Genomic DNA, 8857 nt, shown 5'->3' with positions numbered 1-8857 from the left:
CGCGCTTCGCGTGCGCGCCGCGCTTCGCGTCCGCGTCGCGTCCAGTCGCGTCGTGGCCGCGCTCCGTGCCCCGCGTCCCACATCCAGTCGCGTCGTGTCCCCGCGCCCGCGCCGCGCGCTTCGCGCTCCGGACCCCGCGCTCTGGGCTTGTGGTGGCGCCTGTGCCTGCGCTCGCCTCTTGGGGCCGGTACGGGGGCGTCCGCGTGAGGGTCGGGGTTGGGGCCTCGTCGGGGGGCGTGGGGGCGGCTAGCGTTTAGGGACGATGGGATGGAGTGGGTGGATGTTCGGGGCCTTTGGGCGTGGTAAGCGTAGCGACTTCGAGCGGGTGCGGTTGGTGACCAAGTGGTCGCTGGCGGGGGCTTTGGTCGCGGCCTGGGTGGGGTTGTTCGGCGGGGTGGCGCTGGCGGTGGAGCAGGGGACGGCGTCCGTGGTGGTCGTGGCCGCGGGGGGCGTGGGTGTGGTGGCGTTCAGCGTGCTGTACTGGCGGGTCATCCAGGCGGCGGTGGAGGAGCGGCCGGCGCGGTGGGAGATCTGGGCGTTGGGGGCGGTCACGGTCGCGCTGTTGCTGCTTCCGGACGCGGGGCCCTTCGGGTGGGGGATGGTGGGGGCGGCGTGGGCGTCGGCGGCGATACTGCATGTGAACGCCGCGCGGGCCTGGCTGGTGTGCGGGGGGACCGCGGTGGTGTGCGCGCTGCTGGCCTCGGGGGATGACTCGCCTGCCTTCACGCTGGTTCCCTACGGGCTGCTGTGCCTGGCGCTGCCCTGGGCGAACCGGTTCCAGTTATGGTTCTGGCAGGTCGTGCGGGCCGCCGATGACGGGAAGCGGGCGCAGGCGGCGCTCGCGGTGACGGCCGAGCGGTTGCGGTTCGCCCGGGATCTGCATGATCTGGTGGGGCACAGCCTGTCGGCCATCGCGGTCAAGAGCGAGGTGGCGACCAAGCTGGCCACCAGCGACGGGGAGCGGGCCGCGGCCGAGATGGCCGAGGTGCGCAGGCTGGCCCGCGAGACGTTGCAGCAGATACGGGCGGCCGTGCGCGGCTATCGTACGGTGGATCTGCGGGCCGAGTTGCTGAGCGTGCGCGCGGTGCTGGAGGCGGGCGGCATCCGGTGCTCGCTGCGGGCGCCGGACGCCGAGCTGCCCCAGGATGTGAGCACCCTGCTGGCCTGGGTGGTCAGGGAGGGCACGACGAACGTGTTGCGGCACAGTGCGGCGAGCCGGTGCCGGATCGAGGTGACGGCGGGCGACGGCGCGGTGGTGCTGGAGATGGCCAACGACGGGGTGCGCGACGGGGCCCGCGAGGCCGGCGAGGGGCGCGGCGAGGGGCGCGGTGAGGAGGGGATCGCGGCGCCGGGGAGCGGGATCGCGGGGATGGCCGAGCGGGTGGCCGCGCTCGGGGGCGTGCTGCGGGCCGGGCCGGGCCACAGGCCGGGGGAGTTCCTGCTCACCGTCACCGTTCCGGTGGCCGTTCCGCTGGGGGCTTCGGCGTGAGCGTGATCAGGGTTCTGCTCGCCGACGACGAGCATCTGATCCGGGCGGCCATCGCCACGCTGCTCGGGCTTGAGCCCGACATCGAGGTCGTGGCCCAGGTGGCGCGGGGCGACGAGGTCGTGGCGGCGGTGGCCGAGCACCGGCCCGACGTGGTGGTGCTGGACATCGAGATGCCCGGCGCCGACGGGCTCGCGGTGGCCGAGGCGCTGCCGGGGCAGGGGGTGCTGATCCTGACCAGCTTCGGACGTCCCGGCTATCTGCGGCGGGCGCTGGCGGCGGGCGTACGCGGGTTCCTGCCGAAGGACTCCTCGGCCGACGAGCTGGCGACGGCGATCCGCAAGGTGCACGCCGGCGGGCGCTACCTGGACCCCGACCTGGCGGCCTCGGCCATGATGGCGGGGGAGTCGCCGCTGACCGAGCGCGAGCGCGACGCCCTGGCGCTGGCCGCCCGCGGCGCCGCGGTGGCCGAGATCGCGGCGTCCCTGCACCTGAGTGAGGGCACGGTGCGCAACTACCTGTCCAGCGCGATCGGCAAGCTGGGCGCGGGCAACCGGATCACCGCCATCAAAACCGCGCAGGATATGGGGTGGTTGTAGCACTTTTTTGTGCGTTTGGTTGTTTTAGGCATGGATGGGGGTGAGCCTGGGCAGGGGTGGGGAGCACGGCCGTGCCGACGGAGGAGGTGGCATGCGCTCGCGGAGGAGGACTCAGGCCCAGGTGGTCCATCTCGGCCAGCGACTCGACGTGGGCACCGTCGCGAGTGTCCGGCCCCGCCTCCATCACGCGGTCGACGACGGCACCGGCGATCTCGTCCTGGACTGCGCCGAGCTGGAGATGATCGACGCGACCGGCCTGGGCGTCCTGGTCGGCACGCACCGCCGCGCCGCCTCGGCCGGGCGGCGCCTGGTGCTGCGGTCCGTGCCGCCCCGGATCATGCGCATCCTGGCCGTGACGAGGCTGAATCGGGTGCTGGCCGTGGAGTCCAGCTCGGCCGCGGTCGCCTGATCCCGCGCGTTCACCACTCTCGGGCGGCCACCAGCTCTTCCGGGTCGGCGTCGGCGAAACCGTACGCCGAGGCCACGAACCAGAAGTCCTCGGAGATGGTCTCGCGGGCGACGGTCTCGATCTCGCTGCCGGCCGCCTCGAACTCGGCTTCCAGGTCGTTGAACTCCTCGGTCGCGGCCTCGGTGAGGGCGTAGAGCGCCGCGAGGTCGGCGGGACGCTCGGCCTCGATGCGTTCGCACAGCCTCAGCAGGATCGCCTTGCCCTTGTCCAGGACGTGATCGGGGAAGTAGTCGTCGTCGTACAGCTCCTTGAGGAACTCGTGGGCGGTCACCTGCTGGTTCGTGAGCGACACCGCGATCTCCCGTCCGTCGTGGGTGCATCGCGACGGTACCGGGAAGCGGCGTCAGGGGGTGAAGGATCTGCGAAAGATGTGCACCGCCGTGCTGATCACCTGGTCCACCGGGGGCGGTACGTCGGACAGCACCCACTCGATCAGGAGTTCCTGGAGGGCGCCGATGACGCCCAGGGCCAGGAGATGGGTGTTCTCGGCCGGCATGCGGTCGGGAAAGGCACTGGCGGTCTCCTCGATCATGGTGGAGAAGCCGCGGACGGCGCGCTGGCGCGCGGTGGTCAGGCAGTCACCCGCCCGGCGCACCTCGACGTGCATGATGTGCGCTCGGCGCGGGTCCTTGGTCACGAAGGTGACGTAGCCGGCTATGCCGGCCTCGATGCGGCCGTCCAGGCTGTTGGGGGCGGTGGCCAGCGCGGCGGCCACGGCCTGGAGGGTCTCGTCCACACAGCGGTCGTAGACGGCCTGCATGAGCGCCTCACGTCCGGAGAAACACTCGTAGAAGGCCCGGTTGGAGACCCGTGCGGCCGTGCACAGGCGCTCGATCGTCGTCGCCGGGAAGCCCGGCGACGCGAACAGCGTGTACGCGGCCATCATGAGTCGTTCCCGTCTGTCGGCGAGCCGCTGCTCCGCCGACATCCCCCGGTACGCTCGTCCCGTCACATCCCACCTCGCGCCCAGAGCGATCGCGGCCCCCCAGAGCCCACCATTATGGACGCATGATCCTTTTTCGGGAAGAGTCAGGACATAGTCACCTGCGTCGTCCGTGGAGAACGGTGACCAGCCTGACCAAACGCTCCAACTCCGCTTGACCCCGGCCGAAGGATGTGATGTTCATCCCGGGCAGGGGGAACCGCTGGCGCGAGATGGCCTTGGGCCGGGCGAACTCCCGCAGCCCGTCCGCGCCGTGGATGCGGCCGAAGCCCGAGTCTCCCACGCCGCCGAACGGCAGGGCGGGAACTCCGGCGAAGGAGATGACCGAGTTCACCGCGGTCATGCCGGTACGCATTCGCCTGGCCAGGTCCATCGCCCGGCGCCGGTCGCGGGAGAACACGGTCCCGCCCAGCCCGTACGCCGACGCGTTGGCCGCCTTCAGCGCCTCCTCCGCGTCGGCCACCCGCCTGACCGTGATCGCGGGCCCGAAGGTCTCCTCCCGCACGGCCGGGCTGTCCTCGGGCACGTCCTCCACGATCACCGGATCGACGAACGGCGGGCGTACGGACTCCTTGCCGCCCACCACCGCCCGGCCGCGCTCGACGGCCGCCTCGACGTGGCGCCGGATGACGTCGATCTGGGACGGCATGGTGACCGGGCCGTACTGCTCGCCCGCCTTGACCTTCTCGGCCCGCGAGGTCAGCTCGCGCATGAAAGGTTCATAGACGGCGTCCACGACGTACACGCGTTCCACGCCCACGCACGTCTGGCCCGCGTTGGACATCGCGCCCCACAGCGCGGCGTCCGCGGCGGCGGCGACATCCGCGTCGGCGTCCACGATCAGCGCGTCCTTGCCGCCGCACTCGGCCACGATCGGCGTCAGGTTCTGCGCGCAGGCGGCCATGACCCGCTTCGCCGTCGCCGTGGAGCCGGTGAAGGCGATCTTGCCGATGCCCGGGTCGGCGGCCAGCGCGGCGCCGGTCTCGCCCAGCCCGGTGACCACCTGGAACACCGGCTGCTCGGGCACCGACTCTTTGAACAGCTCGGCCAGCAGCACGCCGACGCCGGGGGTCAGCTCGCTCGGCTTGAACACCACGGCGTTGCCCGCCGCCATCGCGTACGCCAGCGACCCCATCGGGGTGAACACCGGGTAGTTCCACGGCCCGATCACCCCGACCGTGCCCAGCGGGGGGTATTCGAGGGTGGCGGCCAGGTTCAGGCCGAGCATCCCGGAGGAGACCCGGCGCGGGCCGAGCACCCGGCGGGCGTGCCGGGCCGCCCAGTCGATGTGCGTGATCGCCAGCACGATCTCCAGCAGCGCGTCGCCCTCCGGCTTGCCGGTCTCGGCGCGCACCGTCGCCGCCAGCCGCCTGATGTCGCGCGTCACGACCGCCTTGTAGTCCAGCAACCGCTCCTTGCGGCCCGCGAAGCCGAGCCCCGCCCACCACTCGGCCGCGGGCGCGGACGCGGCCACCGCCGCGCGTACCGCCGCGGCGTCGTGGATCGGGTGCGTGCCCACCACCTCGCCGGTCGCCGGGTCGAGGGAGTCGAAGGTGCGGTTGTCGGTCGTGGCCGTCATGCGGCCCACCATAGAACGCGGTCGTTGCGCCGTAAACCATCTGCGCGCGGTCAGGTGTCGAGCAGGCCCCGGTCCATCGCCGTGGTGACCGCGGCCGTGCGGTCGGACACGCCGAGCTTGGCGAACGCGCGCAGCAGGTGGGTCTTGACCGTGGTCTCGCTGATGAACAGCCGCCGCCCGATCTCGCCGTTCGTCAGGCCCTTGGCGACCAGGGACAGCACCTCGGTCTCGCGCGGCGACAGCGCCTCCACCGCGGGCGCCCGCATCCGGGTGACCAGCCTGGTCGCCACGGTCGGGGACAACACGGTCTCGCCGCGCGCGGCGGCGGCGATGGCGTTCAGCAGGTCGGCCCGGGAGGTGTCCTTGAGCAGGTATCCGGCGGCGCCCGCCTCGACCGCCCGGACGATGTCCTGGTCGGTCTCGTACGTCGTGAGCACCACCACCCGGCTCTCGGGCCGGTCGGCGAGGATGCGCCCGGTGGCGCTCACCCCGTCGCCGCCCGGCATGCGCAGGTCCATCAGGATCACGTCGGGCAGCAGCTCGCGGGCGCGTACGACGGCCTCGTCGCCCGACCCGGCCTCGCCCACCACGTGGATGCCCGGATCGGCGTCCAGCATGCCGCGCAGCCCCTCGCGCACCACGGGGTGGTCATCGACGATCAGCACCTTGATCATGACACTCCTCCCGCCCCGGCCTCCCGGGGGAGGACCACTTCCAGCGTCGTGCCCTCGCCGGGCAGGCCGCGCACGCGTACGACGCCGCCGGCCGACTCCACCCGCGTCCGCATGGTGCGCAGGCCGTAGCGGCCACGCCCGATACCCGGGCCGGTCGGCCCGCCGAGACCGGCCGGGCCGTCGCCGGGCTCGGTGACGTCGTCCACACCGGGCGGCAGGCCCCTGCCGTCGTCGCGCACGCGCAGCGCGACCTCCTGGCGGCCGTAGTCCAGCTCGACCCCCACCGTACGGGCGGCGGCGTGCTTGCGCACGTTGGCCAGCCCCTCCTGGGCGGCGCGCACCAGCACCACCTCCGTGGCCGGGGGCAGCGGGACGGCCCGCCCGCGTACCTCCACCGAGGTCGCGAGCCCGGTCTCCTCGCCCAGCCGCGCGGTGAGCCGGCGCAGCGCCTCCTCCAGAGTGGAGCCGTCGAGCGGCGGCGGGCTGAGCGCCGCGATCAGCGCCCGCGCCTCGGCCAGGTTCTCGTGTGCGGTACGCGCCGCCAGGGCGAGGTGCCGGGACGGGTCGGGCTGCGCCTCCGCCGCCTGGAGCAGCATGATGATGCTGGTGAAGCCCTGAGCCAGGGTGTCGTGGATCTCTCCGGCCAGCCGCTCGCGCTCGGCCAGGGCGCCGCGCTCGGCCGACAGCCTGGCCACCTCGGCCCGGCTGGCCTCCAGCTCCTCGATCAGCTTGGCCCGCTCGTTGCTCTGCCGGACGATCCGCTCCATCCAGACGCCGAACACCGTCGAGAAGAAGACCACGATCGTGGTCACCGTGACGAAGTTGAACAGGCCGCCCATGGTGCGCTCGGCGATCAGGAACCGCAGTCCGGGGCCGAGGGCGAGCAGGATCACCGCGATCGTCTCCGTGCGCCTGTTCGGCAGCGCCATGAAGCACTGCGGGCACAGGCCGAACAGCGCGAAGGTGACCATCGGCGCCAGCATGTGCGCCGCGGCGAACAGCACGACCAGCAGCCCGATGTAGATCATGCCGCGCCGGGAGTCGCCGTTGACGATCGCGGGCCGGCCGACCAGCGCGTACAGCGGCAGGATCGCCAGCATCAGCGCGCACGCGCCGGCCTTGGCGGAGGTGTCCAGGTCGCTCAGCGGGATGAACCCGACCGGGATGAGCACCGAGACGACCAGCAGGACCTCCCAGCCGCGCAGCTTCAGCCACGCGTGCGGCCCGGCACCGCCGGCGAGGGCGGGTCCGGGCCGGATCGCGTGGTCCGTCGCGTGGTTCGGGGCGTCGCTCATGGCGCTCAGCCGTCGCGGCGGCTCTTCCAGCGGAAGGTGGTCAGGCACAGGAGCAAGCCTGCGATGACCCACGCGCCCAGGACAAGCGCCACTTTGTCCAGCTCATAGGACTTGGCGAGCTCCAGCGAGACCCCGGCGTCGCCCAGGAAGGCCGCCCGGAATCCCTGGCACATCCACCGCAGCGGGAAGACCGAGGCGATGTCGATCAGCCAGCCCGGCAGTTGGGTGATCGGGATGTACACCCCGGAGACGAACTGCAGCACCACGAACGGCGTCGTGATCACGGCGGCGGCGCTCTTGGCCGTACGCGGCAGGCTGCTCACCGCGATGCCCAGCAGCGCGGCGCCGCTCACGCCGAGCACGAACACCCACGCGAACGTCACCCAGCGCCCGGCCTCGGAGGGCAGGTCCAGGTCGTACATCAGCACGCCGATGGCGAGCAGGATCGCGATCTCCAGCACCGACAGCAGCAGCACGTTCAGGGTCTTGCCGATGAAGTACGCCGTGCGCGGCATCGGCGTGCCGGCCAGCCGCTTGAGCACCCCGGCGTCGCGCTCGACCGCGATCGTGATGCCCAGGTTCTGGAAGCTCACGCTCATCACGCCCGCGCCGATCAGCCCGGCGGTGTAGAGCTGGGACACCGTGATCCCGGTCCCCTCCAGATCGCCGGCGAAGATCGAGCCGAACAACACGAGCAGCACGATCGGGAACGAGAAGGTGAAGATCACGGCTTCGCGCTCCCGGAAGAACAGCCGGGTCTCCATCGCCGCGCGGGACAGGCCGATCCGCAGCGTGGACGGCAGCCGCCGGTTCGGCGCCGCGGGGGCCGCGGGCGTGGCGGCGGTGGCGGTGGCGGTCTCACTCATCGCCGGCCTCCTGTCCCGCCGCGGCGGGGGTCTCGATCAGCTTGAGGTAGATGTCCTCCAGGGTGGGGCGGGTCACGGCCAGCTCCGGGACCTCGCCGTCGAAGCGCCGGGCCAGCTCGGCCACGGTCCTGCTCGGGGTGCCGGTCTCGACGCTGTGGCGCACGCCGTCCTGGGACCAGGACACCGACGCCTTGGCGGTGGCCCGGCCACCGAGCGTGTGCGGGTCGCCCTCGGCCACGATCCGGCCCCACGCGATCACCGCGACCCGGTCGGCCAGCGCCTCGGCCTCGTCCAGGTAGTGGGTGGTGAGCACGATCGTGGTGCCGTCGTCGGACAGGCCGGAGATCAGCTCCCAGAACCTCCGGCGCGCCTCGGGGTCGAAGCCGGTCGTCGGCTCGTCCAGGAACAGCAGCTCGGGCCGGCCGATGATGCCGAGCGCGACGTCCACCCTGCGGCGCTGCCCGCCGGACAGCTCGCGTACGCGGGTGCCGGCCTTCTCCGCCAGCCCGACCTGCTCGATCACCTCGTCCGGGTCGCGCGGGTCGGGGTAGTAGCGGGCGAAGTGCCGCACCATCTCGCGTACGGTGGCGTCGCCCGCCTCCTCGATGGTCTGCAGCACGACGCCGATCCGCGAGCGCCACTCCCGGGTGGGCCGGCCGGGGTCCACGGACAGCACGCTGACCTCGCCGCCGTCACGCTTGCGGTGCCCCTCCAGGATCTCCACGGTGGTCGACTTGCCCGCCCCGTTGGGCCCCAGGACGGCGAACACCTCGCCCGCCCGTATGTCGAGGTCGATGCCCCGTACCGCCTGTACGTCGCCGTAGCTCTTGGTGAGCCCGCGAACCTTGATCGCCGTTGTCGCCGTCATGTGACCAGCGTCGTCGGACGGCGGCCCGGGCGGCACCTACGGCCGGTGGAACGGGGTGTCCTCCATTCGGTGGACGGC

General features: G+C 72.4%; 10 protein-coding genes. 3 read left to right on the top strand and 7 right to left on the bottom strand.

What is annotated here, in order from left to right; translation table 11 throughout:
* The first annotated feature begins 280 nt into the window (after nt 1-280).
* The 3 genes from HNP84_RS38110 to HNP84_RS38100 all read left to right on the top strand — a co-directional run bounded on the left by HNP84_RS38110 (nt 281) and on the right by HNP84_RS38100 (nt 2494).
* Complete coding sequence (locus HNP84_RS38110) at nt 281-1489, top strand: sensor histidine kinase (RefSeq protein ID WP_281396406.1); 1209 nt, start codon at nt 281-283, stop codon at nt 1487-1489.
* 2 nt (nt 1490-1491) lie between these two features.
* On the top strand, nt 1492-2085 hold the full coding sequence (locus HNP84_RS38105) for a response regulator transcription factor (RefSeq protein ID WP_185055018.1): 594 nt from the start codon (nt 1492-1494) through the stop codon (nt 2083-2085).
* A gap of 91 nt (nt 2086-2176) precedes the next feature.
* Nucleotides 2177-2494, top strand: coding sequence for an STAS domain-containing protein (locus HNP84_RS38100; RefSeq protein ID WP_185054898.1), 318 nt, complete (start codon nt 2177-2179; stop codon nt 2492-2494).
* Nucleotides 2495-2504: 10 nt separating this feature from the next.
* Here HNP84_RS38100 and HNP84_RS38095 read toward each other — a convergent pair whose 3' ends face one another.
* The 7 genes from HNP84_RS38095 to HNP84_RS38065 all read right to left on the bottom strand — a co-directional run bounded on the left by HNP84_RS38095 (nt 2505) and on the right by HNP84_RS38065 (nt 8779).
* Complete coding sequence (locus HNP84_RS38095; protein ID WP_185054897.1) at nt 2505-2846, bottom strand: DUF5713 family protein; 342 nt, start codon at nt 2844-2846, stop codon at nt 2505-2507.
* A 51-nt stretch (nt 2847-2897) separates the two neighbouring features.
* Nucleotides 2898-3506 carry a TetR/AcrR family transcriptional regulator gene (locus HNP84_RS38090; protein WP_312926680.1) on the bottom strand — a complete coding sequence of 203 codons (609 nt, stop codon included), beginning with the start codon at nt 3504-3506 and terminating at the stop codon, nt 2898-2900.
* Nucleotides 3507-3594: 88 nt separating this feature from the next.
* A complete protein-coding gene (locus HNP84_RS38085; protein WP_185054896.1) occupies nt 3595-5076 on the bottom strand; it encodes an aldehyde dehydrogenase family protein in 1482 nt (493 codons plus the stop codon).
* A gap of 50 nt (nt 5077-5126) precedes the next feature.
* Nucleotides 5127-5750, bottom strand: coding sequence for a response regulator (locus tag HNP84_RS38080; RefSeq protein ID WP_185054895.1), 624 nt, complete (start codon nt 5748-5750; stop codon nt 5127-5129).
* The gene (locus tag HNP84_RS56430) at nt 5747-7093 is read right to left on the bottom strand and encodes a sensor histidine kinase (RefSeq protein ID WP_185054894.1); all 1347 of its coding nucleotides are present in this window, start codon (nt 7091-7093) and stop codon (nt 5747-5749) included. Before HNP84_RS56430 ends, HNP84_RS38080 begins: the two co-directional genes overlap by 4 nt.
* Entirely contained in the window at nt 7051-7911 is an 861-nt protein-coding gene (locus HNP84_RS38070; RefSeq protein ID WP_185054893.1) for an ABC transporter permease, read from the bottom strand. Before HNP84_RS38070 ends, HNP84_RS56430 begins: the two co-directional genes overlap by 43 nt.
* A complete protein-coding gene (locus tag HNP84_RS38065; RefSeq protein ID WP_185054892.1) occupies nt 7904-8779 on the bottom strand; it encodes an ABC transporter ATP-binding protein in 876 nt (291 codons plus the stop codon). Before HNP84_RS38065 ends, HNP84_RS38070 begins: the two co-directional genes overlap by 8 nt.
* Between the last annotated feature and the right edge of the window lie 78 nt (nt 8780-8857).

This window comes from Thermocatellispora tengchongensis, assembly GCF_014202315.1.
In the GTDB taxonomy this organism is placed as follows: Bacteria; Actinomycetota; Actinomycetes; order Streptosporangiales; family Streptosporangiaceae; genus Thermocatellispora; species Thermocatellispora tengchongensis.
The sequence above is the reverse complement of the archived record's forward strand: the minus strand, read 5'-3'. Positions and strand labels throughout refer to the sequence as shown.

Excerpts from the sequence above, each read along its gene's own strand:
- HNP84_RS38110 (WP_281396406.1), top strand. The coding sequence starts at position 281 with ATGTTCGGGGCCTTTGGGCGTGGTAAGCGTAGCGACTTCGAGCGGGTG.
- HNP84_RS38100 (WP_185054898.1), top strand. The coding sequence starts at position 2,177 with ATGCGCTCGCGGAGGAGGACTCAGGCCCAGGTGGTCCATCTCGGCCAG.
- HNP84_RS38085 (WP_185054896.1), bottom strand. The coding sequence starts at position 5,076 with ATGACGGCCACGACCGACAACCGCACCTTCGACTCCCTCGACCCGGCG.
- HNP84_RS38065 (WP_185054892.1), bottom strand. The coding sequence starts at position 8,779 with ATGACGGCGACAACGGCGATCAAGGTTCGCGGGCTCACCAAGAGCTAC.
- HNP84_RS38070 (WP_185054893.1), bottom strand. The coding sequence starts at position 7,911 with ATGAGTGAGACCGCCACCGCCACCGCCGCCACGCCCGCGGCCCCCGCG.
- HNP84_RS38080 (WP_185054895.1), bottom strand. The coding sequence starts at position 5,750 with ATGATCAAGGTGCTGATCGTCGATGACCACCCCGTGGTGCGCGAGGGG.